22 protein-coding genes are annotated in these 23,936 nt (G+C 62.1%); 11 read left to right on the top strand and 11 right to left on the bottom strand.

Translation table 11 applies throughout. The features are described 5' to 3' along the window. Positions 1 to 53: 53 nt before the first annotated feature. Entirely contained in the window at positions 54 to 1,466 is a 1,413-nt protein-coding gene (gene glnA, locus QU596_RS03980) for a type I glutamate--ammonia ligase (RefSeq protein WP_308517300.1), read from the bottom strand. Positions 1,467 to 1,674: 208 nt separating this feature from the next. Here glnA and QU596_RS03975 point away from each other — a divergent pair, with 208 nt between their 5' ends. The 6 genes from QU596_RS03975 (at position 1,675) to QU596_RS03950 (ending at position 7,970) form a co-directional block, all read left to right on the top strand. Then, positions 1,675 to 2,568: a TSUP family transporter gene (locus QU596_RS03975; RefSeq protein ID WP_308517299.1), complete on the top strand. Its 894-nt coding sequence runs from the start codon at positions 1,675 to 1,677 to the stop codon at positions 2,566 to 2,568. A 304-nt stretch (positions 2,569 to 2,872) separates the two neighbouring features. Next, positions 2,873 to 3,451: a ubiquinol-cytochrome c reductase iron-sulfur subunit gene (petA, locus tag QU596_RS03970; RefSeq protein WP_308517298.1), complete on the top strand. Its 579-nt coding sequence runs from the start codon at positions 2,873 to 2,875 to the stop codon at positions 3,449 to 3,451. 15 nt (positions 3,452 to 3,466) lie between these two features. Then, on the top strand, positions 3,467 to 4,780 hold the full coding sequence (locus QU596_RS03965) for a cytochrome b (protein WP_308517297.1): 1,314 nt from the start codon (positions 3,467 to 3,469) through the stop codon (positions 4,778 to 4,780). A gap of 16 nt (positions 4,781 to 4,796) precedes the next feature. Further along, positions 4,797 to 5,735 carry a cytochrome c1 gene (locus QU596_RS03960; protein ID WP_308517296.1) on the top strand — a complete coding sequence of 313 codons (939 nt, stop codon included), beginning with the start codon at positions 4,797 to 4,799 and terminating at the stop codon, positions 5,733 to 5,735. A gap of 78 nt (positions 5,736 to 5,813) precedes the next feature. Further along, on the top strand, positions 5,814 to 7,406 hold the full coding sequence (locus tag QU596_RS03955) for a M20/M25/M40 family metallo-hydrolase (protein WP_308517295.1): 1,593 nt from the start codon (positions 5,814 to 5,816) through the stop codon (positions 7,404 to 7,406). 81 nt (positions 7,407 to 7,487) lie between these two features. Then, positions 7,488 to 7,970 (top strand): hypothetical protein, encoded by a 483-nt coding sequence (locus QU596_RS03950; RefSeq protein ID WP_308517294.1) that lies wholly within the window; start codon positions 7,488 to 7,490, stop codon positions 7,968 to 7,970. Here the strand turns inward: QU596_RS03950 and QU596_RS03945 are convergent. Continuing rightward, complete coding sequence (locus QU596_RS03945) at positions 7,967 to 8,428, bottom strand: MaoC family dehydratase (RefSeq protein ID WP_308517293.1); 462 nt, start codon at positions 8,426 to 8,428, stop codon at positions 7,967 to 7,969. The genes QU596_RS03950 and QU596_RS03945 overlap by 4 nt on opposite strands. An 88-nt stretch (positions 8,429 to 8,516) precedes the next feature. Here QU596_RS03945 and QU596_RS03940 point away from each other — a divergent pair, with 88 nt between their 5' ends. From QU596_RS03940 to QU596_RS03930, 3 genes are all read left to right on the top strand, one after another. Next, positions 8,517 to 10,073 carry a tetratricopeptide repeat-containing sulfotransferase family protein gene (locus QU596_RS03940; RefSeq protein ID WP_308517941.1) on the top strand — a complete coding sequence of 519 codons (1,557 nt, stop codon included), beginning with the start codon at positions 8,517 to 8,519 and terminating at the stop codon, positions 10,071 to 10,073. Between the two features lie 133 nt (positions 10,074 to 10,206). Beyond that, positions 10,207 to 12,699 carry a TonB-dependent receptor gene (locus QU596_RS03935; RefSeq protein ID WP_308517292.1) on the top strand — a complete coding sequence of 831 codons (2,493 nt, stop codon included), beginning with the start codon at positions 10,207 to 10,209 and terminating at the stop codon, positions 12,697 to 12,699. Between the two features lie 36 nt (positions 12,700 to 12,735). Continuing rightward, positions 12,736 to 13,368, top strand: coding sequence for a phosphatase PAP2 family protein (locus QU596_RS03930; RefSeq protein WP_308517291.1), 633 nt, complete (start codon positions 12,736 to 12,738; stop codon positions 13,366 to 13,368). Here QU596_RS03930 and ychF read toward each other — a convergent pair. The 6 genes from ychF to QU596_RS03900 all read right to left on the bottom strand — a co-directional run bounded on the left by ychF (position 13,358) and on the right by QU596_RS03900 (position 18,485). Continuing rightward, positions 13,358 to 14,458, bottom strand: coding sequence for a redox-regulated ATPase YchF (ychF, locus tag QU596_RS03925; protein ID WP_308517290.1), 1,101 nt, complete (start codon positions 14,456 to 14,458; stop codon positions 13,358 to 13,360). The genes QU596_RS03930 and ychF overlap by 11 nt on opposite strands. 95 nt (positions 14,459 to 14,553) lie before the next feature. Then, complete coding sequence (locus QU596_RS03920) at positions 14,554 to 15,129, bottom strand: TIGR02466 family protein (protein ID WP_308517289.1); 576 nt, start codon at positions 15,127 to 15,129, stop codon at positions 14,554 to 14,556. Continuing rightward, complete coding sequence (gene pth / locus QU596_RS03915; RefSeq protein ID WP_308517288.1) at positions 15,126 to 15,707, bottom strand: aminoacyl-tRNA hydrolase; 582 nt, start codon at positions 15,705 to 15,707, stop codon at positions 15,126 to 15,128. Before pth ends, QU596_RS03920 begins: the two co-directional genes overlap by 4 nt. Positions 15,708 to 15,796: 89 nt before the next feature. Continuing rightward, the gene (locus QU596_RS03910) at positions 15,797 to 16,459 is read right to left on the bottom strand and encodes a 50S ribosomal protein L25/general stress protein Ctc (RefSeq protein ID WP_308517287.1); all 663 of its coding nucleotides are present in this window, start codon (positions 16,457 to 16,459) and stop codon (positions 15,797 to 15,799) included. A gap of 106 nt (positions 16,460 to 16,565) precedes the next feature. Next, a complete protein-coding gene (locus QU596_RS03905; protein ID WP_308517286.1) occupies positions 16,566 to 17,372 on the bottom strand; it encodes a TraB/GumN family protein in 807 nt (268 codons plus the stop codon). A 210-nt stretch (positions 17,373 to 17,582) separates the two neighbouring features. Beyond that, positions 17,583 to 18,485, bottom strand: a complete 903-nt coding sequence (locus QU596_RS03900; RefSeq protein WP_308517285.1) for a TraB/GumN family protein — start codon at positions 18,483 to 18,485, stop codon at positions 17,583 to 17,585. 109 nt (positions 18,486 to 18,594) lie between these two features. Here QU596_RS03900 and QU596_RS03895 point away from each other — a divergent pair, with 109 nt between their 5' ends. Next, positions 18,595 to 19,458: a glycine--tRNA ligase subunit alpha gene (locus tag QU596_RS03895; protein ID WP_308517284.1), complete on the top strand. Its 864-nt coding sequence runs from the start codon at positions 18,595 to 18,597 to the stop codon at positions 19,456 to 19,458. Beyond that, complete coding sequence (gene glyS, locus QU596_RS03890; RefSeq protein WP_308517283.1) at positions 19,458 to 21,605, top strand: glycine--tRNA ligase subunit beta; 2,148 nt, start codon at positions 19,458 to 19,460, stop codon at positions 21,603 to 21,605. Before QU596_RS03895 ends, glyS begins: the two co-directional genes overlap by 1 nt. On the opposite strand, the gene QU596_RS03885 is transcribed toward glyS, so the two are convergent. From QU596_RS03885 to QU596_RS03875, 3 genes are all read right to left on the bottom strand, one after another. Next, positions 21,602 to 21,865: a hypothetical protein gene (locus QU596_RS03885; RefSeq protein ID WP_308517282.1), complete on the bottom strand. Its 264-nt coding sequence runs from the start codon at positions 21,863 to 21,865 to the stop codon at positions 21,602 to 21,604. The two genes, glyS and QU596_RS03885, sit on opposite strands and share 4 nt — an antisense overlap. Before the next feature lie 82 nt (positions 21,866 to 21,947). Continuing rightward, the gene (locus QU596_RS03880; protein WP_308517281.1) at positions 21,948 to 22,946 is read right to left on the bottom strand and encodes a type II secretion system F family protein; all 999 of its coding nucleotides are present in this window, start codon (positions 22,944 to 22,946) and stop codon (positions 21,948 to 21,950) included. Between the two features lie 18 nt (positions 22,947 to 22,964). Continuing rightward, positions 22,965 to 23,930, bottom strand: a complete 966-nt coding sequence (locus QU596_RS03875) for a type II secretion system F family protein (RefSeq protein WP_308517280.1) — start codon at positions 23,928 to 23,930, stop codon at positions 22,965 to 22,967. Positions 23,931 to 23,936 lie beyond the last annotated feature (6 nt).

The raw sequence follows: 23,936 nt of genomic DNA, 5'->3' as shown, positions 1-23,936 counted from the left end.
GGTGGGAGGGTTCCCTCCACCGGCGTCTCGAAAGTCGTGATACTAACCTAAATTTATCCAGAATAATACATGTCGAATTCGACCGGGCTGGGCGTGGTTTCCCAGCGCATCACTTCTTCCCATTTCAGCTCGATGTAGCTGTCGATCTGATCGTCGCTGAACACGTCACCGCGCGTCAGAAATGCGCGATCGTTCTGCAGGCTCACCAGCGCTTCGCGGAGCGATCCGCACACGGTCGGGACGCTGACCAATTCCTGCGGGGGAAGATCGTAGAGGTTCTTGTCCATCGGATCGCCGGGGTGGATGCGATTCTGGATTCCGTCCAGACCGGCCATCAGCAGCGCCGAATAGGCGAGGTAGGGGTTGGCGAGCGCGTCCGGGAAGCGGAATTCCACGCGCTTCGCCTTTTCGCCAGCGCCGTAGGGGATGCGACATGACGCTGACCGGTTGCGGCTGGAATAGGCGAGCAGGACCGGCGCTTCAAAACCCGGAACCAGACGCTTGTAGCTGTTGGTCGTCGGATTGGTGAAGGCGTTCAGCGCGCGAGCGTGCTTGATCACGCCGCCGATGAAATACAGTGCCGTCTCGCTCAGGCCGGCGTAGCCATTACCGGCGAACAGCGGCTTGCCGCCCTTCCAGATCGAGATGTGCGTATGCATCCCGCTGCCGTTATCCTGCGCAATCGGCTTGGGCATGAAAGTCGCCGTCTTGCCGTAGGCGTGGGCGACCATGTGCACGACATACTTGTAGATCTGCATACGGTCGGCAGTCTCGACCAGGCGTCCGTAGGTCATGCCCAGCTCATGCTGCGACGCCGCGACCTCGTGATGGTGCTTGTCCATCGGCAGGCCCATTTCGAGCATGGTCGAGACCATCTCGCCGCGGATGTCGCCGGCGCTGTCAACCGGTGCGACCGGGAAGTAACCGCCTTTGGCGCGCGGACGGTGGGCGAGGTTGCCGCCCTCATACTCGCGCATGGTGTTAGTCGGCAGTTCGATGTCGTCGATGCGGTAACCGCTAGCGTTGTACGTGTCTTCGAAGCGAACGTCGTCGAACATGAAGAATTCGGCTTCAGGGCCGATGAACACCTCGTCGCCGACGCCGGTCTGCTTGAGATAGGCCTCGGCGCGGGTGGCAGTCGAGCGCGGGTCGCGGCCATAGAGTTCGCCGGTCGACGGCTCGACGACATTGCAGAACAGGACCAGCATCGGCGTCGCGCTGAACGGATCGACATAGGCTGCGTCCAGGTCCGGCTTCAGGATCATGTCGGACTCGTTGATGGCCTTCCATCCGGCGATCGAGCTACCGTCGAACATGAAACCGTCGGTCAGCATGTCCTCGTCGATCACGCCGGACGCCATGGTCAGGTGCTGCCATTTGCCCTTGGGATCGGTAAATCGAAGGTCGACCCAATCGAGTTCTTCGTCCTTGATCCGCGACAAGATTGTGTCGGCACTGTTCGCCATGAATTCGCCCTTCGCTGTGTCGGCCTCGAGGCCTGATGTCGGAATGCCAGAAACAACGGCCGCGCGGCCGATGATTCGGGCTTGAGGACGAGATTGCCGAGGTGTCGGCCAGAGTCAGGCGGCGGGTTAACTTTTCACTCGGTCGAGTGTCGGTTGTCCAAACTCGGGATTAGGCTAGTCTGCGGCTCAGGCCGGAGGGGAATCCGCCATGCTGATTGCGTTGCTGGTGCCGCTCGCGCTCGCGCTGATGCTGTTCAGCGCGACCCTCGTCAAAGCGGTGGTGAAAGCGCGCGCCCGGCCATCCTGGGAAGCTGTCGGCCTCGGCGTCGTGGTCAATTTCTTCGACACGTTGGGGATCGGATCGTTCGCGCCGACGACAGCATGGCTGAAATTCAGACGCATGGTTCCGGACCGTGTTTTGTCATGCACCATGCTCGTTGGCCTGACGCCACCGTCGATCCTCGAAGGCTTCATCTTCCTCATCCTGCTGGGCGTGAAGGTCGATCCCGCCCTGCTCGTCGGTTGCGTGCTTGCGCTGCTGATGGGCGGGCTGCTTGGCGCGCCGCTGGTCATGCGCACGCGCGTTTGGATAGTGCAGTTGGTGGTCGCGCTGGCGTTGGTCCTGGCCGCTTTCATGTATCTGCTCGCCAACCTGAATCTGATGCCTGGCGGCGGCGTCGCGAACGGACTCCCGGTCCCGCTGATGATCGTCGCCATCGTTGCGAACTTCATGTTCGGAATCCTGCTGAATTTCGGCGTCGGCAATTACGCGCCGACCCTAGTCCTGCTAAGCCTGATGGGGATGGACCCGCGGCTGTGCTTCCCGATCATGGCGGCCGGGGCGGGGCTATGCGGAGCCGGGGCAAGCATTCGTCATATCAGGATGGGAGAGATCACATTGCCGGTGGTGCTCGGGCTTGCGCTGGGCGGCATTCCCGCAGTGCTGGTCGCGGCGTTCGTCGTGAAGAGCATGTCGGTCGAGACCTTGCGCTGGTTGGTTCTCGTCGTGGTTCTCTACGCGGCGGCAATCATGTTTCGCTCGGCGCTAGCGGGTCGTCGCGAACATCGGGCGATGGACGCTACCGCCCACGTCTCCGCCTAGCACCGGGAACCGTTTTCAATGGCGGAGGATTGTGGTCGCGGAGGCGAGCTTATGCGTTCCATTTTGCTGTGGTTTATCGGGATCCCCCTGCCGATCATCCTCCTGCTGGCGGTTTGCACGCACCATTTCTGACAAGGCGACCGATCTGCCTGTGGACGGGGCGCGGCGAACAGCGCTTGAGGCCCTTCACATCGCTTTCACCCCTCGCTATCAGGCCCGCCAATCGCGCTGGGCAGCCGCCCGGCTCGGCGTCGCCTAGGTGCCTCCCGGCACCGCAAAGCAACAAGCGTCACAAAGGGGTAGAATGGCCACCAAGGCACAATCCGCTGAGGTCAACGACACGCAAGCGGTCGGCGGTTCGGACGGCGTCCGGCGCCGCGACTTCCTGAATGTTGCCGCCGTCAGCTTCGCCGGCGTTGGCGGCGTTGCCGCGCTGGCGCCGCTGCTGGTCCAGATGTCGCCGTCCGCCGACGTGCTGGCGCTGGCGACGACCGAAATCGACGTTTCGAAGATTCAGCCTGGGCAGGGCGTGAAGACGACTTGGCGCAAGCAGCCCGTGTTCGTCCGCAACCTGACGCCTAAGGAAATTCAGGAGGCCAATGCGGTCCCAATGGGCGACCTGCGCGACCCGGAATCGCTCGCGCAGCGCACCAAGCCGGGCAAGACGAACTGGCTGATCACGCTCGGCGTCTGCACGCACCTTGGCTGCGTGCCGTTGGGTATCGGCGAAGGCGAGAACCGCGGACCGTACGGGGGTTACTTTTGCCCGTGCCACGGTTCAGCCTACGACACGGCGGCGCGTATCCGGCAGGGGCCGGCGCCAAAGAATCTGGTGGTTCCGGAATACAAGTTCACCGGGCCGACCACGGTCCAGATCGGGTAAGGGGACGGTCGAGCAATGAGTTTTTCCTGGGCTAAGGCCTACGAACCCAAGAATCCGTTCATGCGTTGGCTGGACGACCGGTTGCCGCTACCGCGCCTGGTCTACGGCGCGATCGGTGGCGGCTACCCGGTGCCGCGCAACTTGAACTATTTCTGGAATTTCGGCGTCCTCGCCGGGATTTTCCTGACCGTGCAGATTGTCAGCGGCATCGTGCTGGCAATGCATTATTACGCCAGCACGGGCGGCGCGTTTAATTCGGTCAACCAACTGATCATGCGCGATGTCAGCGCCGGTTGGCTGCTCCGCTACGCGCACATGAACGGTGCGAGCTTCTTCTTCATCGTGACGTACGTGCACATCTTCCGCGGCCTTTATTACGGGTCATACAAGGCGCCGCGCGAGCTTGTGTGGATGCTGGGCCTCGTCATCTATCTGCTGATGATGGCAACCGCGTTCATGGGCTACGTCCTGCCCTGGGGTCAAATGAGCTACTGGGGTGCGCAGGTCATCACCGGCTTCTTCTCGGCGTTCCCGCTGATCGGTGAGCCGCTGCGCGTCTGGCTGCTTGGCGGCTATGCGCCGGACCAGGCCGCGCTGACGCGCTTCTTCTCGCTGCACTATCTGCTGCCGTTCGTGATCGCGGCGGTAGTGATCCTGCACATCTGGGCGCTGCACATTCCGGGTTCCAGCAACCCGACGGGCGTCGACGTGAAGAGCGAGAAGGATACGCTGCCCTTCCACCCGTTCTACACGGCGAAGGACGGCTGGTTCGCCGGTACGGTTCTGCTGGCTTATGCGCTGGTGACCTATTTCGCGCCGAACTATCTCGGACACCCGGACAATTACATCCCGGCCAACCCGCTGGCGACGCCGGCGCACATCGTGCCGGAATGGTATTTCTGGCCCTTCTACGCGATCCTGCGTTCGTTCACGGTGGACTTCATCCTGCCGGCAAAGCTGTGGGGCGTGCTGGCGATGTTCGGCTCGATCCTGCTGCTGTTCTTCCTGCCGTGGATCGATCGTTCGCCGGTTCGCTCGGGAGCGTATCGCCCGGTCTTCAAGCGCTTCTTCTGGCTACTGGTCGCTGACGTCGTCATCCTCGGCTACGTCGGCGGTGCGGAGATCAATGCCTTCAACGTGGCGCTGGGACAGGCGGCGGCGGCTTATTATTTCCTCCACTTCCTGGTGATCCTGCCGTTGGTTTCGGCCTTCGAAACCCCACTGCCGCTGCCGAGCTCAATCTCGGAAAGCGTGCTCCACGGGGAAGCGGCCGAGGCGGCGCCGGCAGGCGTGAACAGGCCTGCGCGCGACACGGTCGTGGCCGGTTAAGGGGACAGGCAGACACATGCGTTTCATTCTTGGATTAATCGGCGCGGTCTTTGCCGGCGTCCTGCTGATCTCTTTCTTCAGCAACCTGGCGACCCATTTCAGTAACCCGCCGGAACCGTTACCCGCGGAAGAATTCCACGTCCCGCCCAAGCCGCTACATCTCGCGTCGGACGGTCCCTTCGGCAAGTTCGACAAGGCGCAACTGCAGCGCGGCTTTCAGGTCTATTCGGAAGTCTGCTCCGCCTGCCATAGCCTGTCGCTGGTGTCGTTCCGCGACCTGAAGGAAATCGGCTACAACGATGCCGAGATCAAGAAAATCGCTTCCGACTGGAAGACCCAGGTTCCGTCGATCAATCCGGACACGGGCGAAGCGGCAACCCGCAAGGCCTTGCCGTCGGACGCCTTCCCAGCGCCGTTCGCCAATGAGGTTGCCGCACGTGCAGCCAACAATAATGCGCTTCCGCCCGACCTGTCTCTGATGACCAAGGCTCGTGAAGGCGGCGCAGCGTACATCCATTCGCTGTTGACCGGCTATGCGGATCCGAAGACCTATCGGAACAAGGAAGGCATGGCGGTGCCTGCGGCTGCGCAGCCGCCGTCGCCGAACCTGCACTTCAACCCGTACTTCGCGAACCTGAACATCGCGATGCCGCCGCCGCTGACGAGCGCGGGCCAAGTGACCTATGCGCCGGGCAACCCGAAGCCGACGGTCGACCAGATGGCGACCGACGTGGCGGCCTTCCTTGTGTGGACGGCTGAGCCGAGCCTCGAGAGCCGTCACGCGGCGGGCATCGCGGTTTCGATCTTCCTGCTGGTTGCCAGCATCCTCGGCTACTTCGCCTATCGTCAGATTTGGTACGAAGCGAAGCGGGCAGTCCGCGTGACGGGTCCGCTCGAGGTGGAAAATCAGGCAAAGTCGAAGCGCGCCAAGACGAAGCAGGGCATCGCCGGCTAACTTGAAGACAAGATGATCAATTCGACCGCCGGCATGCCAACCCGCATGTCGGCGGTTTTCTTTTTGGGGGAAGTTCTGATGCGGAAATGGACCTGGCTGATCTCGGCGGCTCTCATGTCGAGTGCGGCCGGCGCGGCGACCCCGGATACCTCGCGCATTGTCGATGAGGGCTTTAATCGCAGCCAGGTGATGATCAACGCGCATGAGTTGCTCGACCGCATCGGGCCGCGCCTGACCATTTCCACGAACATGCGTCGTGCCCAGAATTGGGCGACCGCCAAGTTTGCCACCTACGGACTCACCAACATCCATCGCGAAGGTTTCGCCTTCGGCCGTGGCTGGGACCTCGTCAGCTCCAGCGTCCGCCTGAGTGGCCCGCGCGCCATGCAGCTGACTGCCATTCCGAATGCGTGGACGCCGCCAGCAAGGGGCGTGACCGGTCCCGTGATCGTCGCTCCGATGAACCGGCCAGAGCATTTCGCCGCCTATCGCGGCAAGCTCGCGGGCAAGATCGTGATGGTTTCTCTTCCGGGCGACGTGGCCGAACCATCCCAGGCGCCATTCCAGCGTCTGAGCAGCGACGAGATCGCCAAGGAAGACAAGTTCAACGTCCCGCATTTCGATCCAGCAGAGCAGAACGGCTTCCTAAAGCGGATCGATTTCTACCGGCAGATGGACAAGTTCCTCGCGTCGGAAGGCGCGCTGGCGATCGTCCGCCGCTCGCGGAACGATGGCAAGCTGATCTTCGGCGAAGGCTATCAGCATGCGGTCGGCGATACCGCGAAGCTGCCATCCGTCGAAGTCGCGGCCGAGGATTACCGCCGTGTCGCGCGCATGGCGAAGATGGGCGAAAACCCGGTGCTGACGATCGACAGCGACGTCCGCTTTCTCGACGACGACAGCAAGGCGTACAACGTCATTGCTGACATCCCGGGGAGCGATCCGAAGGCCGGCTACGTGATGGCCGGCGCGCATTTCGACAGCTGGGTCGCCGGTGACGGCGCCGCGGACAACGGCGCAGGATCATTGGTCGTACTGGAAGCTGCGCGGATCATTCGTCAGCTCGGGGTACGGCCCAAGCGCACGATCCGCTTCGCGCTTTGGGCGGGGGAAGAGCAGGGGCTCTATGGCTCCGCCAATTACGTTCAGCAGCATTTGGCTTCGCGGCCAGGCGCGATCGGTCCGGGAGGCACGTTGCTGTGGGACAACCTTATCCGCAATTACCCGATCACGCCGCTGCCCGGCTACGGCGCGCTGAAGGCGTATTTCAACCTCGACAACGGGTCGGGGAAGATTCGCGGCGTCTATGCGGAAGGCAATGCTGCTGCAGTACCGATGCTGCGCGAATGGCTGTCGCCCTTCGCGTCGATGGGCGCGGGCACGGTCGTTGCCGGTCCCACGACCGGTACCGACCACGAACCGTTCCAGGCGGTGGCTATCCCTGGCTTCCAGTTCATCCAGGATCCGCTCGATTACGAAACGCGGGTTCATCACTCGAACATCGATACGCTCGACCATCTGAAAGCTGACGATCTGCGTCAGGCCGCTGTCATCATGGCGAGCATGCTGCTGTCGGCCGCCAACAGCGACAAGGACTTGCCGCGGCCGCCGCTGCCAGCGCAGCCAACTGCCAGCGACCCGTTCAAGGTCGACTACCCGGAGCCGAAATAGTCGGAACCCACTGAATTCACCGGGCATTCACCCGACGGAGCGCCAATCCCGACGTTCCTCCGGCGTAATGGAGACTCGGATATGCGCGTTCCTCTTGCACTGCTCGCGGCAGCAAGCGCGGTCAGCCTCAGCGGCTGTGCTTACGGCCTCTACGACGATGGTTTCGGTTATGGGGGCTATGGCCCTTACGGCGGAAGCAGCGTCTCGATCGGCGTTGGCTATGGCGGCGGTTACGGTGGCTATGGCTACGGCGGCTATGGCTACGGCTATCCGTACAATGCCTATGGCGGATACTACGGCGGGTACGATCCGTTCGGCTGGTACGGCGATTATTATTATCCCGGCACCGGGTTCTACGTCTACGATCGGCAACGGACCCGGCACGTCTGGAACGACCAGCAGCGCCGCTACTGGCAGGACCGGACCAGCCGCTGGCAGAGTAGCCGCGGCACGACGAATAGCGGTTCCGGCGAGAACTGGTCACGTTGGGACCGCAGCGGCGATCGTAGCTGGCGCGACACCCGCGATGGAACGACGTCAGGCCGACGCAGGCGTCACGACTAGGACTGCTGGTCAGCCGCGGGACGGCGGCGGATCAGCACGATCGAGATGAACGTCATCACGACCTCATCATGTTGATTGGTGACGGTCGTCATGGTGCGGAAGGAACCAATGTCCGGCCTGCTGCGGGACGGGGTCTTTTCCAGCACCTCGCCGCTGACCGTTAGCGTGTCCCCTGGATAAACCGGCTTCTTCCAGCGCAATTCGTCGATGCCAGGTGAACCCAGGCCCGCCTGCTGTTCCGCGACGACCCGGCGCGCGATAACGGCCATCACCATCGCCGCCGTGTGCCAGCCGCTGGCAGCAATGCGCCCGAAGTGCGTCTTGGCGGCCTCCTCGTCCGACAGATGAAAGGGCTGGGGATCATACTTGCGCGCGAACTCCAGCACTTCTTCACGGGTCACGTCGTAGGTGCCGAACACGGCTGGCTTGCCGATCTCAAGGTCTTCGAAATAGATCATCAAGCCGCCGCATAGCGGGCGCCGGCAGTTATCGCTACGCTCGCGTCATGACGATCCGAACGGGGGCTGTTCAGTGCATCCACGACTAATGGAGGCAGCGCTCGCGCTGAACGACAATCGGCTGGAAGTCGCGGAACGTCTCCTGAAGCCGCACCTCAAGGAAGATCCATTCGACGTCGCAGCCATGCGCATGCTTGCCGAGCTCGCAGCTCGGATCGGTCGATGGGGAGACGCCGAGCATCTGTTGCGGCGTGCGGTCGAGCTGGCACCAAGCTGGACGGCGGCGAGGGCCAACCTTGCGCTCGTGCTCGGCCGTACTGGTCGCCCCGCAGAGGCGCTTTCCCTTCTTGATGGCATTTTTGACGAGGAACCGGACGATCTCGGCCATTGGAACCTGAAGGCGGCGACGCTTGGCCGATTGGGAGATTTCGAGGAGGCCATCGGCTTGTATGAGCAAGTCCTCCACCGCGCGCCACACCAGCCCAAAGTATGGATGAGTTACGGGCACATGCTGAAGACGCTCGGTCGTCAGGCAGATGGGGTTGCGGCGTATCGGCATGCGATTGAACTGCGGCCTGCCCTTGGGGAAGCCTGGTGGAGCTTGGCGAACCTCAAGACCGTAACGCTGGACGACGTCGATATTGCTTCGATGAGTAGCGCTCTCAACGACCCGAGTGCCACAGATGCCGACCGGCTTCATCTGCACTTCGCGCTAGGCAAAGCGAAGCATGACGCGGGCAGATTCGATGAGGCGTTTGATCATTACTCGGGCGGCAATGCCCTTCGGCTGGGTTCCCATCCATATGATCCGCAGGAAGTTCGGCGTATGGTCGACCGCTCAATCGGCATTTTCACCCATCAATTCTTCGCCGAGCGGAGCGGAGGGGCTTCGGCTGCGGACCCAATCTTCATCGTCGGGATGCCCCGTGCGGGTTCGACGTTGGTCGAGCAGATTCTCAGCAGTCACAGCGCGGTGGAAGGAACTGCGGAACTGCCGGATATTCCGGTACTTGCGAGGAAATCCGGAAGCTATCCCGAGGGTTTAGCGACCCTGTCCGCCGCAGAGCTTTGGGCGCTTGGCGAGGAGTATATGCGCCGCGCGTCGGTTCAACGGCGAACGGGCAAGCCGCGCTTCATCGACAAGCTTCCGAACAACTGGCTTTACGTGCCTTTCATCCAGCTAATCCTGCCCAACGCCACGATCATCGACGCGCGCCGCCATCCGCTGGGCTGCTGCCTGTCGAACTTCCGGCAGCATTTCGCCCACGGGCAATCGTTCACCTACGATCTTGCCGACGTCGGTCGTTACTATGCCGACTACGTGCACATGATGGTCCACATCGACGATGTGCTGCCGGGTAAGGTGCACCGCGTCATCTACGAGAAGATGGTGGGCGATACGGAGGCGGAAGTTCGGCGGCTGCTGACGCATTGCGGGCTCGAGTTCGAGCCGGCCTGTCTGGAGTTCTACAAGACTGAACGTCCGGTCAGGACAGCCAGCTCGGAGCAGGTGCGGCAACCAATTTACCGCAGCGCGACCGACGAATGGCGAGCCTACGAGAAGCATTTGGGCCCACTCAAGGACGCGCTTGGGTCTGTCCTGGATGCCTATCCGGACGCACCTGCGCTCTTCTCGCAACGCTAGCGAAACATTTTTCGTCGGCTAGCCGACGCTTACATTGACAAGCCGCCCGCCGCATGTCGCAATACCGCTCATCAAATCTGGGGGGTATATGGGCCGCAATCGCGCATTCGCCTTAACTCTACTCGCGTCGACAGTGCTGGCTTCGCCAGCCATCGCGCAGAACGCTCAGCCGCAGACACCGGGCCAGTCTTCCGCCCCAGGCACTAATGCCACGGACGTGACGGCGCCGCCGCCTCAGGTCCAGAAGGCCCAAGATGGGCAGGTCCCGGATCAGAGCGAGATCGTCATCACCGCGACGAAGCGCGAAGAAAATCTGCAGAACGTGCCGATCAGCGTCCAGGTGCTGGGCACGCGCAAGCTCGATCAGCTGAACATCTCGAATTTCGAGCAGTACACTAAGCAGCTTCCGTCGGTGAGTTTCCAGACCGCCCAGCCCGGATTCACCACCGTTTACATGCGGGGCGTCGCCACGGGCGGCGACGGCAACCATTCGGGTTCGCTGCCGTCGGTGGGCACCTATCTCGACGAGCAACCTGTCACGACGATCGGCGGCACGCTCGACGTCCATATCTACGACATCGCGCGCATCGAAAGCCTCGCTGGGCCGCAGGGCACCTTATATGGGGCATCGAGCGAAGCGGGGACGATCCGCATCATAACGAACAAGCCCGACCTCGGCAAAACCTACGGCCGCGTCGACGGGGAGATCAACAGCGTCGCGCACGGTGGGATCGGTGGCAAACTCGAGGGCATGATCAACCTGCCGCTCACATCGCGCATCGCGTTCCGCGCGGTCGGCTTTTACGAGCATGATGCAGGGTACATCGACAATGTGCCGGGTAGCCGGACCTATTTTTACCCGGGCGGCAGCATCGGCTTTAACAACAGCGGCTTCGTCAAGAAGAACTTCAACGATGTCGATATTTACGGCGGTCGCGCTGCGCTGAAGATCGACCTCGACGACAATTGGACCGTGCTTCCGCAGATCATGTACCAGAACACCAAGGCGAATGGTGTTTTCTACGAAAACGAGAATCTGCCCGAGTTACAGACGGTCCGGTTCCAGAAAGAACCGGCCAAGGATCACTTCACGCAAGCCGCGCTGACGATCCAAGGCAAAATCGCCAATTTCGACGTCACCTACGCCGGCGCCTACATGGTCCGCCCGCGCTCCGCCGCGAGCGACTATACCGAGTATACCGACGCGTACGATTCCTACTACCAAAGTCTCGGTTATCTGGGGCTGCTCGACTATCAGACCTATGTCGACAATTCCGGAACCATCATCAATCCGCGGCAGCACATTCTGGGCACCGACAAGTTCCAGAAGCTGAGCCAGGAACTGCGCATCGCGACGCCTGCAGACAAGCCGATCCGGGCGCTCGTCGGCGCGTTCTACCAGGATCAGAAGAACCACATCTTCCAGAATTACATGGTGGATAACCTTGCGACTTCGCTTTCGGTGACTGGTTATCCCGGGACGATTTGGCTGACCAACCAGCGACGGCAGGACAAGGACTATGCCCTGTTCGGCGAGGCGAACTGGGACATTACTCCGCAGATCACCCTTACGGGCGGTCTTCGCTTCTATAAGTTCAACAACAGTCTCTACGGTTTTGCCGGCTTCGGCGCTGGCAACCCAGGCGGCTTCAGCACCGGCCAGAACCGATGCCTGACCGTGAACGGGCTGCAGGCTCGCTTCGACCGCACCAGCGCTTTGGCAACGGGCAACTCAGGTCTGGATATCCCTTGCTATAACGTCGCCGACGTCGTCGATGGAAAGGCCGTCCCCCGGCGCAGCAAGGGGTCCGGCCACATCCACCGGCTGAACGTGCAGTGGAAGCCCAGCAACGGGCTGATGTTCTACGCCACGTGGTCACGCGGTTTCCGGCCGGGCGGCATCAATCGCCAGCCTAACGCACCTCCCTATGCCGCCGATTTCCTCACCAATTACGAGGCTGGCTGGAAGACGACGTTCATGGGTAGCCGGATCCGGTGGAACGGCGCCATCTATCATCAGAAGTGGAGTGGCTTTCAGTTCAGCTTCCTCGGCGCGAATAGCCTGACGGTCATTCAGAACGGCCGCAACGCGAGCGTCAACGGCATCGAGAGCGACATCAACTATGTCGGTGGAGGCCTGACGCTAACGCTTTCCGGTGCCTACACCGATGCCAAGACCAAAGGTGCGATCTGCCACTCGTCGGTCGATACCACACCCAATTGTACGGATGCGGGCGACTATATCGTAACGCCATCGGGGACGCGCCTTCCGGTGACGCCCAGGTTCAAGGGAAGCGCGACAGCCCGCTACAGTTGGCCAATGGGATCAGGCAATGCGCACGTTCAAGGCGTCGTCGCGTATCAGGGGTCGGCGACTGCCGACATTCGTCAGAACGACGGCGGCACCAATCCCAACGATTTCTTGGGCCGGATCAAGAGTTCCACGGTCGTCGATCTGTTCACTGGCTACGATTGGGGGCGCTACAGCTTCGAATTGTTCGGCTCCAACATCTTCGACAAACGAAACGAACTGTCCCGCTTCGTGGTCTGCAGCATCTGTACGCAGACCAAGGTTGTTGTCGGGAGGCCCCGGACGATCGGTCTTCGCGCCGGCATGAAGTTCTAAGCGGAGCGCCGGGCCGGTTTTCGCGTTCGGCCCGCGATGACTGAACGAATGACCACCCGCGGCCAGTGGCGTTTTGCCGCGGCGATCGTAATGCTCGCCAGCATCTGGCTACTCATGCTTGTCGGCGGCCGAGGTCCCCTCGACCGTGCGATCTACGAGGCACTTTATGCGGGGCACCGGCCCGCGCTTGCTGCTGTTGCCAGGGCCTTCACCGCGCTGGGCGAACCGACAGTCCTGATCAGCGCAGGCGTCGCGACCGCGCTATGGCTGTGGTACGCTGGGCACCGGCATTTGCCCTTTATCCTGATCGCGATCACCATGCTCGGACGGGGACTTAGCGAACTGCAGAAATATTGGGTCGGGCGGGCCCGTCCCGATCTCGAGGCGCATTTGGTCGTCGTGAAGAGCCAGTCGTTTCCGAGCGGCCATGCGACCAGCTCCATGATTTTTTATATGGTGATGGCGCTGACGCTTACGGCTGGCACGCGCTGGCATCGCGCCGCTGCTGCCGCCGCATTTCTGCTATCTTTGCTGATCGGCCTCAGCCGCGTAATGCTCGGCGTTCACTGGCCGAGCGACGTCGTCGGCGGCTGGTCGTTCGGCCTGTTGTGGGTGCTGCTTACACTGCGTATCGCGCAGCGCTTCGTTCAGACCGACGTCAAACGTTGAACCGGAACAGCATCACGTCGCCGTCCTGGACGACATATTCCTTGCCTTCCGATCGCAATTTGCCCGCGTCACGAGCGCCGCTCTCCCCGCCGAACTTCACGAAATCGTCGAAGGCAATAGTCTCCGCGCGGATGAAGCCGCGTTCGAAATCGGTATGGATCTCGCCGGCCGCCTCGGGCGCCTTGGCGCCCCGGTGAGTCGTCCAGGCACGCGCCTCCTTCGGCCCTGCTGTGAAGAAGGTGATTAGACCAAGCAACTCATAACCTGCGCGGATCACGCGGGCGAGGCCGGTCTCCTGCAAGCCGAGATCGGACAGGAAGGCTTCTCGCTCCTCAGCCGCTAGCGTAGCGATTTCGGCCTCGATCGCGGCGGAAACGACGACAGCCTTGGCGTTCTCGGCTGCAGCTTTCGCCGCAACCCGAGCGGACAATTCGTTGCCATCGGCCGCGTCACCTTCGCCGACGTTGCAGACGTAGAGCACCGGTTTTCCGGTCAGCAGTTGAGCGCGCTGCAACGCCTTTTCTTCCTCAGGATCCTTTGGCGTCACCAGGCGCGCCGGCTTCGAAGCTCGCAAAAGTTCAAGCGCCTGCCCGAGAACGCTCGCTTCGATCTTCGCTTCCTTGTCGCCCTGCTGCGCCTTCTTCGTGAGGTTCGGGACGCGGCGTTCCAGGCTGTCAAGGTCGGCCAGCATGAGCTCGGTTTCGACGGTTTCCGCATCGGCGATGGGATCGACGCGGCCTTCGACGTGCGTCACGTCGTCGTCTTCGAAGCAACGCAGGACGTGCACGATCGCGTCCACTTCGCGAATGTTGGCAAGGAACTGGTTGCCGAGCCCTTCGCCCTGCGACGCCCCGCGGACCAAGCCGGCAATGTCCACGAACTCGATCTGGGTTTCGATCTCCTGCGCCGACCCGGCGATCTTCGCGATCTGGTCGAGACGCGCATCCGGCACCGCGACCCGGCCAACATTTGGCTCGATCGTGCAGAACGGATAATTGGCCGCCTGCGCCGCAGCCGTCTCGGTGAGCGCATTGAAGAGGGTCGATTTGCCTACGTTCGGCAAGCCGACAATGCCACAGCGGAAGCCCATGATTATCCTATTCGTTTGATGAGAGTGCGCGAGGCGGGGAGCCGTCGGCATCGCTTAAGGGGGGCCCCTAGCGATGGCCACCGTCAAAATCAAAGTCAGGCGAAGTTGAAAGAAACGCTTAGCCGCGCACCGCGGCCGGTGCCGGGCAGGACTTCGTGGCGAAGCCAACTTTCCCACATCAGCACCAACCCCGCATGAGGGTCGATTGTCACGAAGCTATCGCGTCGCGGCGGTGCCGCCATCATCATCGGCAGCCGCGGATCCTCGAACCTAATCGAGCCTGAGCCCGGGGGTACGTCCACATAAAGCGTGCCGGAAAACAGACTGTGTGGATGAATGTGTCCACTGTGATGCCCACCGGCTTTCAACAGATTGACCCACAGGCTGTCGAGGCGCGGCTTGCGGTCGAGGTCGAAGCCCGCATCTCGCGCAAAGGCGGTCACGTGACGCGTCAGGAGCTTGCCCAACGCTGAAAAAGCAGGATCGCGGCGCGGCAGATCGTTGAGGGAAGCGTAGCTGGTGTAGCCGGCGTACCGATGCTCCTTGGACCAGTTACGGCCGGCGATATCGTCGCTGGCGAGCGCGTGGATCGAGTACGCGAGTTCTTCGAGCAGCGCGTTATCGCCAAGCTCCGCTTCGTATAGCTGGGTAGCGAACAGGTGCCGCGTCATTGGTCCTGCTGCAATCGAAGCGCGATCTCGCTCATGAAACGGGCGTCGTCGCCATCCGCGAGCCAGTCCGCCTCGGTTGCAATCGCGGACAGCATGTCACTCAAGGGTTCCATTTCCGACTTTGCGTAATTGCCGAGCACGTGTGGCGTCACGAGGTCCTTTCGCCCGGGGCCGGGGTGGCCAATGCCGATCCGGACGCGGCGGAAGTCGGGGCCGAGCGCCGCGTTGATCGAGCGAAGTCCGTTGTGACCAGCAAGCCCGCCACCAACGCGCACCTTCACCTTGAATGGCGCAAGGTCGAGCTCGTCATGGAAGACCGTCAGTGCATCCTCGTCCAGCTTGTAGAAGCGCAGCGCCTGCTGAACCGCGTCGCCGCTATCGTTCATGAAGGTCTGCGGTTTCAGCAGCAGTACGCGGTGGCGGCCGATCCGGCCTTCCGAAACCAGACTCCGAAACTTCTTCGACCACGGGCCGAAGCTATGCGTCTCCGCCAGAATGTCGGCGGCCATGAAGCCGACATTGTGCCGGTGCAGCGCATATTGCGCGCCCGGATTGCCGAGGCCGACCCAGATCTGCATTCAATTTCCCTAGCGTGCCGCGCGGTCAAAAAGAAACCGCCCATCCTTGCGGACAGGCGGCTCTTTGTTTCCCGAAAAGAAGAGGGCGATTACTCGCCGCTCTCCTCGTTTTCGGACTCTTCGGCGCCGACGGTCGGGACCGCATCGGCGGCCGGTGCTTCGGCTTCGTCTTCTTCGGACTTCATCGCCGACGGAGCGACCACGGTGGCGACCGTGAAGTCGTCGTCGGTGTTGGCCGGCGTCACGCCCCTGGGCAGCTTCACCTGGCCGATGTGAATCGAATCGCCGATTTCCAGGCCGTCCAGCGGCACGTGGATCTCGCTTGGAATATCCGCGGCGTCGCAGACCAGCTCGAGCTCGTGAACGACGACGTTCAGCACGCCGCCGCGCTTCAGGCCCGGCGAGGCGTCTTCATTGTCGAAGCGCATCGGGACGGCGACGGTCACCTTGGTGTGCTCACCGATCCGCAGGAAGTCGACGTGGATCGGCCGGCTGGTCACCGGGTGGAAATCCACGGCCTTCGGCAGCGTACGGTGCGCCTTGCCCGACAGGTCGATCATCACGACCGAGTTCATGAAGTGGCCGGTCGAAAGCATTTTCGACAACAGCTTCTCCTCGACGTGAATCGACAGAGGTTCTTTCTTCTCGCCGTAAACCACGGCGGGGACCCGGCCTTCGCGGCGCAGTTCACGGGAGGCTCCCTTGCCAGCCCGGTCGCGCGCTTCGGCGGGCAGCGTCAGCTGATCGCTCATTAGCTATGCTCCATATGCAAAAAATCCCGCGCCACGCCTCCAGGGATGACCATGACCGGGATGGGCGCGCCCTACGGGACAAGCGCCGGAAAAGCAAGTTGGTCCGTCAGTTCACCCGGCGCGAGGACAGGCCGCGCTCGGCGAGGCGAACGAGGAGCGAATCGGGGCCAGCCAAATGTCCCGCTCCAACAGCAACGAACACAGTACCGGGTGACCGCATGCGCGCCCTGATCCAGTCCGCCCAGCGGTCGTTCCGCTCTGTAAACATCATGCGGTAGGTGTCGGGAGAGGCGGCGCGGAGCTGGGCTAGCATGCTGACGAACACTCTCTGGTCCCCGCGCTTCCAGGCGTCCTGCATGTCCGCCATCGTTTTCGATAGGCTCTGCATCTGGTTGCCGTCCGCGGCATCAGCCACTTTCGATCGGCCAGACGGCGCTGCGGCTGGTAAAGCCGGAGGCATCTTGCTGAACATGTCGAGCTGGAACTGCATCGTTTCCAAGCCCTCGACCTGCTTGCCCTCGGCTTCGGCTGCGTAGCGCAAGATCATGTCCGCGCCATTATCAACCTGAAGACCGCGTGATCGGCCCGCATTGATGGCCATGCGGGTCGTTGCGAGAAAGGAGGCCGAGGGCGTGACCGACGGAGGACGGAAGCCAGGCGTTGCCTGGTAGAGCTGCGGTCGCTCGGGAATGACCGTTTCAAGGACAAGCTCGCCGGACTGCTCGAAGGCCGCGCGGACGCGCTCGTTGAACCACTGGGTCTTGGCATCGAGCGCGTGGAAAGTGCCGAAGACGTAGATGGTAGTGTCCGCATCGCGCACTTCGAACATCGCGGGTGCAGCATCGGGTTCAGCAGCTGGCAAGTCGGCAGGCGTTGCGGCGGCCAATGTGGCGGCGGCGATCACGTTCAGCATCCTTCACCCTCCCGAGGCGAATGGCGCTGAGCCAGTCAGTGCTTGGATAAGGCGGCCACAAAACGCCCGGCGGATCACCCGCCAGCCACCTCATCCGCGCATCAGACCCCCCAGCCCGATACCCAATGAGGATGGTCACCAACAGATTAAGAAATGTCTAGCGGAAAGCCGCGAAAGGTGAACATTTATCGGTGGATAGCTTCCGCGTCGCTACTGAAGCCGGCGCACCTTGTAGCCATTCTTCTGCAAGGTATCGAGCACCGAGCCCTTGCCGGCGAGATGGCCTGCACCGACTGCGACCATGATCGTGCCGGGCTGATTTAGCCGTTGCTCGATCCACTTCGCCCAATGGGCATTGCGAGCCTCGAGCAGGGTCTCGCGGATCTCCTTCGATTCGGACAGCTCGCGATTGAAGGTGCTGGCGATCTGCCTGACGTCCCCGCGCGACCAGGAAGCCAGCATGCCATTGAACTCCTTACCCACGTTACCGCTCGGCTCGAGCGCGCCCTGGAGCAACTGGAGTTGTGCTTTTTCCGGCAGGCGATCGAAGTAGCTGAACTGTTCGAGGTTGGTCTCGAGCTCGCCGATCGGCCGCTTCGTCGAGAGGAATTGCTGCCGGAGAATTTCTTCGGGCCCGTGCGATCCTTGCAGTCCCATCTCCTGAAATTGCAGACTGAGCAGCGTAATCGCGGCCAGCCAGGTCTTCATCTGGTCGAAAACCTGTTCGGGCGCGCCGCTCTTTTTGATCGCGGCGCGGAGCTTGGCGACATCGGCGGCCGGTACGCGCTCGGCGATCGGCTTCAGCCCCTTGGCGAAGCCGAGCTGGAACTTCGCCTGTTGGAGCGCCTGAAGGTTTTGCTGATCGACGATGGTTTCGACGATCAGCTGCTGCGAGTTGGCCACCGCCTCGTCGAACTTGGCGCTACGCCAATTCAAGTCATCAGGCAGCAGGTGAATTGTCCCGAACAGATAGATTTTCGTGTCGGGATCCGACACTTCCCAGAGGGCAGGATGGGCATTCTGGGGTGCGCGCGCGGACGCAGGCACGGCGCCGAGCAAGAGCGGGATGCCGAGTGCCGCAAGGCTGCGCTTGATCCAATGTTTGAAGTTCATGTCCTGTCCTTGGGGCGCCATCCGTTAATTGCAGATGTAGGACGTATCGGCCGTTGGGAAAGGGCCGCTCCCTTGCGAGCCACCCCGTCATGCGCCAAAGCCCGCGCCCGTGGCTGAACCATCTTCCTTGAGTTTCCAGGACCTGATCCTGACGCTGCATCACTATTGGAGCGCGCAGGGCTGCGCGATCCTGCAGCCGTATGACATGGAGATGGGGGCAGGGACGTTTCACCCGGCGACGGTGCTTCGAGCGCTCGGCCCGGACGCCTGGCGCGCCGCCTATGTGCAGCCGTGCCGGCGACCGACGGACGGCCGCTACGGCGAGAACCCGAACCGGCTCGGCCATTACTATCAGTACCAAGTCGTTCTGAAGCCGAGCCCGGACAGGCTCCAAGAATTGTATCTCGGAAGCTTGGCCGAAATCGGCATCGACCCGCTCAAGCACGACATCCGCTTCGTCGAGGATGATTGGGAAAGCCCGACGCTGGGCGCTTGGGGCCTCGGCTGGGAAGTGTGGTGCGACGGCATGGAGGTGACGCAGTTCACCTATTTTCAGCAGGTCGGCGGGTTCGAATGCCGGCCGGTGACGGGCGAATTGACCTACGGGCTCGAGCGGCTTGCGATGTACATCCAGGGCGTCGACAACGTGTACGACCTTCGGTTCAACAACGGTGGCGTAACCTACGGCGATGTATTCCTCGAGAATGAGCGCGAGATGTCCGCTTATAATTTCGAGGTGGCGGATACCGATGCTCTGTTCGACCTGTTTCGGAAGGCCGCTAGCGAGTGCGAACGCTGCCTGGAGGCCAAGTTGCCGATCCCGGCCTACGAGCAGGCGATCAAGGCCAGCCACGTCTTCAACACGCTGCAGGCGCGCGGCGTAATCAGCGTTGCCGAGCGCCAGGCCTATATCGGCCGCGTGCGTGACCTCGCGAAGGGCGCGTGTGGGGCCTGGCTGGAGCGGTCTGCCTGATGGCCGATTTTCTGCTTGAATTGCGCTCGGAGGAAATCCCGGCGCGAATGCAGGCGAAAGCCCGCAACGATCTCGCGCGCCTGTTTGCGGACGCTTGTGAAGCTGCCGGACTGACGATCGGCCCGATAGATACTTTTTCGACGCCGCGGCGGCTGGTTCTTATCGCCCGCGACGTCGCGGGCGCGACTGAAGCTAGCCGAGAGGAGTTGAAGGGGCCACGGTCGCCGGCACCGCCACAGGCGCTCGAAGGATTCCTGCGCAAAACCGGCCTGTCCAAAGATCAGCTACAAGAGCGCGACGGCGTCTACTTTGCCATCATTGAGCGGGCAGGGCGCGCGGCCACCGACGTTCTTGCCGAAGTGGTCAAGCGCATCGTTGCCGATTTTCCATGGCCGAAGTCGATGCGCTGGGGCGACGGCGCAATGCGGTGGGTGCGCCCCCTGCACGGCATTGTTGCGCTGCTAGGCGAGGACATTGTTCCTTTCAGCATTGCGGGGATTGAAAGCGGCGCCACGACGAAAGGGCACCGGTTTCACCACCCCGGACCGATCACCATCGGCAGTGCTGGCGATTACGCCGAAAAGCTTCGCGCCTGCCACGTAATCGTTGATCAGGAAGAGCGTGAACGAACCATTCGTGAGGGTGCTGCTGCGGCGGCAAGCGCGGCCGGCCTTACGCTGCTGCCGGACGAGGGGCTGGTCGTCGAGAACGCTGGGCTGACCGAGTGGCCGATCCCGCTACTGGGCCGCTTCGACGCCGAATACCTCGATGTGCCCCGCGAGGTGATCGTCCTCAGCATGCGGACGAACCAGAAATATTTCGCGTGCAGCAACGACGAGGGTTTGCTGGCACCGGCATTCGTCTGCGTCGCCAACGTCGACGCCAACGACAACGGAACGGCGATCGTCGAAGGAAATCGCCGCGTGCTCGCGGCGCGGTTGGCGGACGCGCGCTTTTTCTGGGAACAAGACCTCAAGGTGCCGCTCGACGAGCAGGCAAAAAAGCTTGGCGGTATCATCTTCCACGAAAAGCTCGGCACTGTCGCGGACAAGGTCGAACGCGTTGCCAAGCTGGCGCGATGGCTGGTCGAGCAAGGAATCGTGAAGGGCACGGATTCCGATCAGGCGGAACGCGCCGCGCGGCTTGCAAAGGCGGACCTCGTCACCGGCATGGTCGGTGAATTCCCCGAACTCCAGGGCGTGATTGGTGGGTACCTCGCGTCGGCGCAGGGTGAGCCGAAGGCCGTTGCCGATGCGATTCGCGACCATTACGGACAGCCGACAGCGCCGACCTCCGTCGCCGTCTCGTTGGCTGATAAGTTGGACACGATCGCCGCCTTCTTCGGCGTCGGCTTGAAGCCGACAGGCTCGAAGGATCCTTTCGCCCTCCGCCGTGCAGCAATTTCATCGATCGAATTGATTATCGCCAACGGACTTCGCTTAAGCCTGACCGATACGTTACGCGGCGCCTTGGCCAACCGCGCAGGCCAAGCCATCGATTCGACGGAAGCACACTCGCTCGACCGTGTCGCAGGCGAGTTGCTCGAATTTTTCGCGGACCGTCTTAAGGTGCAGCAACGGGAAGCGGGCGTCCGCCATGACCTGATCGATGCTGTGTTTGCTATCGGTGGCGAAGATGACCTGGTCCGCCTTTTGGCGCGCGTCAAAGCACTGCAAAGCTTCGTTGAAACCGAGGACGGCACCAATCTGACCGTCGCTTACAAGCGCGCCGCCAACATTCTGAAGAAGGAAAATTGGTCGGCACCGCGGGTGCTGAGCGTTCGCGGCAGTCAAGGCATTCCACAGACCGGCGAGGAAGATCCGCTCGTGCTGGTTGACGACCCGATCCTCGGCGATGCGATTGCGGAAATTGCGTCAGGGCAGGCGGGTGCCGATTTGCCTGAGGAGCAAGCCTTGATCGACGCCTTGAACGGCGCCGATCCGCGTTCGTCAGCTGCTGTGGAAGCCGAGGACTTTACGGGAGCGATGGCGGCGTTGGCATCACTGCGGCAGCCTATCGACACCTTCTTCGACAAGGTGACGGTCAACGACGCCGACGCATCGAAGCGCGAGCGCCGTCTCAACCTCCTTGCGCGGTTCCGCGACGCGGTGAACGGCGTCGCGGACTTCTCGAAGATCGAAGGTTAAAGCGGGCGATCATCGCGCGGGCTTCGCGCAGCGGCGTCGCGCAGGCTGTCCCGCTCCCGCCATTCCTTTTCCTTGAGTTCCCAGTCGCGGACGCGGTCTTCATGCGCCTTCTCGATTTCGCGGCGCCGCGACACTTCGGTGTCGTAGCGTGTCCGCCACTTGCGGCGGCCGCCAGCGGTCAGGAAGATTCCAATCAACAGGCCGAGCAGGAAGACGAGACCGCAAATGGCCCACAGGTTCGGATCGGTCGTGATGTTCATGTCGCGTCCCCAACGAAAAAGGTTCGCGGCGACTACGCCTGAGCGAGCCGCCGCGTTCCCTTATCGCTGCTGCGACGGTTGTTTAGCCATGCAGGAAGCTGTCGTTGATCGAGCAGCTGGCGGGGCCGAGAATGACCACGAACAGCACAGGCAGGATGAACAGGATCAGCGGCACGGTCATGATGGCGGGGAGACGGGCAGCCTTTTCTTCCGCGCGCATCATGCGCTCGTTGCGGAATTCTGCCGACAGCACGCGGAGTGCGCTGGCCAAAGGCGTACCGTACTTCTCGGTCTGGATCATGGTCGTGACCACGCCGCGGACAGCCTCCAGATCGACACGCTCTGCCAGGTTCTCGAAGGCGTTGCGGCGCTCGTTGAGAAAGCCCAACTCGATTGCGGTCAGTCCGAATTCGTCACCGAGCTCCGGATAAGCCTTGCCAAGTTCGCGGGCGACGCGACCGAACGACGCATCCACCGTCAGGCCGGCTTCGGCGCAGATGACGAGTAGATCGAGCGCGTCCGGCAGGCCCTTTCGGATCGCGTGGCTGCGCTTGGTGACCTTGTTCTTCAGCCAGATGTCCGGTGCCTTGTACGCGCCGACGATCATGCCAGCGACGGTCGCGTAGCGGCGGAACCAGGACCAATCGGGAAAATAGTCCATGCCGTACAGCGCGACGACCGCGCCAATCCCGATCACCACCGGCAACACGAAGCGCGCAAGGATCACGAAGAAGGCGAGGTCCTTGGTCCGGATACCGGCCTGCATCAGGCGCGTCTGGGCCTTCTTGACCTGGTCGTCCTGGAGCATCTTGAACTGCCCCAGGAGCTGGCGGACGTTGTCCGCCGCCTGGTTGCGGTTCGTCAGCTTCTTGCGCTTGTTGGTCGATGCGACGATGCCGGCCTTGAGCTGCTCGCGGCGCTCGTTGAGCGCTTTGACTCGGCGGGCCATGGGATCCTTGACCGTCGTTGCCGCGTAGATCGCAAGCAGGACGGCGAAGGTGGCGACGGCGCTCAGGATCGTGGCGATCCAGATGACGTCGAAGCCGAGGATGGTTGGGCCAGGAGGCGGTGCAACTTGCATGATGTCTACGTGCCTCCCTTAGATTTCGAAGTTGATCATCTTGGCCATGATCATGGCGCCGATGCTCATCCAGATCATGCCGCCGATGCCGGCAACAATCAGGCGTTCGTCGGTGAAGAACCCGCCCATGTACCGGGGGTTGATCATGTAAACGAGGCCGAACACGACGAACGGCAAGGCGCCGATGATGTAGGCCGAAGCCTTGGATTCCGAGCTCATCGCGCGGATCTTCAGCTTCATCTGCGCGCGTTTACGCAGCACGTCGGCCAGGTTCGACAATGTCTCGGCTAGATTACCGCCGGTCTCGCGCTGAATGGCCAGCGTGATGACGAAGAACTGGAATTCCGGCGTGCCCAACCGGTCGGCAGTGTCCTGCAACGCGGCTTCCATTGTGCGGCCGATCTTCATCTTATCGGTAACCATCCGGAATTCGACACCGACCGGTCCCTGAATTTCGCTGCCGACGATGCCAAGCGTTTCGGTGATCGGGAGACCTGAGCGAAGACCGCGCACCATCAGTTCGATCGCGTCGGGGAAGTTCACGTTGAACTTATTGATCCGCTTCTTGATCATCCGACCGATGACAAGGTGCGGCGCGCCCACCCCGAAAAACACACCAAGGAGGACCGACAGCAGGATCGGGGCGCCCTTGATCAACAGCGCGACGGTCACAACCGCGAGGATTACTAGGCACGCAATGGCGTACTTGCCCAGCGTGATGTCCTTGCCGGTCTGCTCCAGCCGCTTGCGCAGAAGGGCCGGCTTCGGAATGAGGGTCGATGCGAAGCCTTCGATCCTCGCCGCACGTTCGGTCATCAGCTTGCGGATCTGCGCCTGGGCGTTCCCTGCAAGCACGTCGCCGTGACGCTCCTTGATCAGGTCCATTCGCCGCTTGACGTTCTTGGACGCAGACGGTCCCGAGAACGCCATAAAGACGAGAAACAGCGCGCCGATGCCGCCGACGATGATTAGCCACAGGAGCATATCAGC

This window comes from Sphingomonas flavescens (genome assembly GCF_030866745.1).
GTDB classification, from domain to species: Bacteria; Pseudomonadota; Alphaproteobacteria; order Sphingomonadales; family Sphingomonadaceae; genus Sphingomicrobium; species Sphingomicrobium flavescens.
The sequence above is the reverse complement of the archived record's forward strand: the minus strand, read 5'-3'. Positions and strand labels throughout refer to the sequence as shown.

Excerpts from the sequence above, each read along its gene's own strand:
- QU596_RS03885 (WP_308517282.1), bottom strand. The coding sequence starts at position 21,865 with ATGAACATCACGACCGATCCGAACCTGTGGGCCATTTGCGGTCTCGTC.
- QU596_RS03960 (WP_308517296.1), top strand. The coding sequence starts at position 4,797 with ATGCGTTTCATTCTTGGATTAATCGGCGCGGTCTTTGCCGGCGTCCTG.
- ychF (WP_308517290.1), bottom strand. The coding sequence starts at position 14,458 with ATGGGCTTCCGCTGTGGCATTGTCGGCTTGCCGAACGTAGGCAAATCG.
- QU596_RS03930 (WP_308517291.1), top strand. The coding sequence starts at position 12,736 with ATGACTGAACGAATGACCACCCGCGGCCAGTGGCGTTTTGCCGCGGCG.
- QU596_RS03965 (WP_308517297.1), top strand. The coding sequence starts at position 3,467 with ATGAGTTTTTCCTGGGCTAAGGCCTACGAACCCAAGAATCCGTTCATG.
- glyS (WP_308517283.1), top strand. The coding sequence starts at position 19,458 with ATGGCCGATTTTCTGCTTGAATTGCGCTCGGAGGAAATCCCGGCGCGA.
- QU596_RS03955 (WP_308517295.1), top strand. The coding sequence starts at position 5,814 with ATGCGGAAATGGACCTGGCTGATCTCGGCGGCTCTCATGTCGAGTGCG.
- QU596_RS03940 (WP_308517941.1), top strand. The coding sequence starts at position 8,517 with ATGGAGGCAGCGCTCGCGCTGAACGACAATCGGCTGGAAGTCGCGGAA.
- QU596_RS03880 (WP_308517281.1), bottom strand. The coding sequence starts at position 22,946 with ATGCAAGTTGCACCGCCTCCTGGCCCAACCATCCTCGGCTTCGACGTC.
- QU596_RS03910 (WP_308517287.1), bottom strand. The coding sequence starts at position 16,459 with ATGAGCGATCAGCTGACGCTGCCCGCCGAAGCGCGCGACCGGGCTGGC.
- petA (WP_308517298.1), top strand. The coding sequence starts at position 2,873 with ATGGCCACCAAGGCACAATCCGCTGAGGTCAACGACACGCAAGCGGTC.
- glnA (WP_308517300.1), bottom strand. The coding sequence starts at position 1,466 with ATGGCGAACAGTGCCGACACAATCTTGTCGCGGATCAAGGACGAAGAA.
- QU596_RS03875 (WP_308517280.1), bottom strand. The coding sequence starts at position 23,930 with ATGCTCCTGTGGCTAATCATCGTCGGCGGCATCGGCGCGCTGTTTCTC.
- QU596_RS03945 (WP_308517293.1), bottom strand. The coding sequence starts at position 8,428 with ATGATCTATTTCGAAGACCTTGAGATCGGCAAGCCAGCCGTGTTCGGC.
- QU596_RS03975 (WP_308517299.1), top strand. The coding sequence starts at position 1,675 with ATGCTGATTGCGTTGCTGGTGCCGCTCGCGCTCGCGCTGATGCTGTTC.
- pth (WP_308517288.1), bottom strand. The coding sequence starts at position 15,707 with ATGCAGATCTGGGTCGGCCTCGGCAATCCGGGCGCGCAATATGCGCTG.
- QU596_RS03950 (WP_308517294.1), top strand. The coding sequence starts at position 7,488 with ATGCGCGTTCCTCTTGCACTGCTCGCGGCAGCAAGCGCGGTCAGCCTC.
- QU596_RS03920 (WP_308517289.1), bottom strand. The coding sequence starts at position 15,129 with ATGACGCGGCACCTGTTCGCTACCCAGCTATACGAAGCGGAGCTTGGC.
- QU596_RS03905 (WP_308517286.1), bottom strand. The coding sequence starts at position 17,372 with ATGCTGAACGTGATCGCCGCCGCCACATTGGCCGCCGCAACGCCTGCC.
- QU596_RS03900 (WP_308517285.1), bottom strand. The coding sequence starts at position 18,485 with ATGAACTTCAAACATTGGATCAAGCGCAGCCTTGCGGCACTCGGCATC.